Annotated in this window: 1 protein-coding gene and 1 pseudogene; both read left to right on the forward strand. The window is 67.7% G+C overall.

Features of this window, described 5'->3' with window-relative positions; all coding sequences use genetic code 11:
* A partial coding sequence (gene murB, locus ACXJKR_RS33705; protein WP_457326569.1) for a UDP-N-acetylmuramate dehydrogenase occupies nucleotides 1-665 on the forward strand: 665 nt, incomplete at its 5' end.
* Nucleotides 662-863: pseudogene (locus tag ACXJKR_RS33710) on the forward strand (DNA ligase); the annotation flags it as partial. The gene murB and the pseudogene ACXJKR_RS33710, both read left to right, overlap by 4 nt.

The following is an 863-nucleotide window of genomic DNA, read 5'->3' on the forward strand; positions in this document are numbered from 1 at the left end:
CACCGGTGCAGAACATCGGCGCCTACGGTATCGAGGTCAAGGACCGGCTGGAGGCCGTCGAGGTCATGGATCTCATCAMCGGGCGGCCGGCCCTGCTGCCGGCGGAGGTCTGCCGCTTCGGCTACCGCGACAGCGTGTTCAAGCACAGCGACTTCGGCGGTCTGGCGGGCAAGAGCGTCATCACCCGTGTGCGCTTTCGCCTGCCCCGGCCCTGGCAGCCGGTGCTCGGTTACCTCGAAATTGAACGCAAGATGGCCGAGACCCGCATCACCGCGCCGGATGCGCGCCAGATCTACGACTGGATCTGCGCCGTGCGCCGCGCCAAGCTGCCCGACCCTGCCGTCATCGGCAATGCCGGCAGCTTCTTCAAGAACCCGGTCGTCACGGCCGAGCAGTGCCGCGACATCATTGGCCGCGACCCCGGCATCGTTCACTATCCCATGCCCGACGGAAGCGTGAAGCTGGCCGCCGGGTGGATGATCGACGCCTGCGGCTGGAAGGGGAAGACAGTGGGCGGAGCGGCGGTTTACGAAAAACAAGCCTTGGTGCTGGTCAACAAGGCGGACGCGCGCGGCGCGGAAGTCGTGACGCTGGCACGGGCCATCCAGGAGAGCGTCTACGGGCGCTTTGGCATCCGGCTGGAGCCGGAGCCGGTCGTCCTATGAGGCTAACCCGGCGTGCACTCTTGGGCCTGCTGGGGGCTGCCGGGCTTCCAGCTTGGGCGCTGGAGCCGCTGCTAGCGCGCAATGCGCCGGCCGGCATCGACCCGCGGCCCTATCTCGTCAGCGAGAAGTTCGATGGCGTGCGGGCGTTGTGGGATGGGCAGGCTTTGAAGTTCCGCAGCGGTCGCACCGTCGCTGCGC

The sequence above is a fragment of the Roseateles sp. P5_E11 genome (assembly GCF_054049355.1).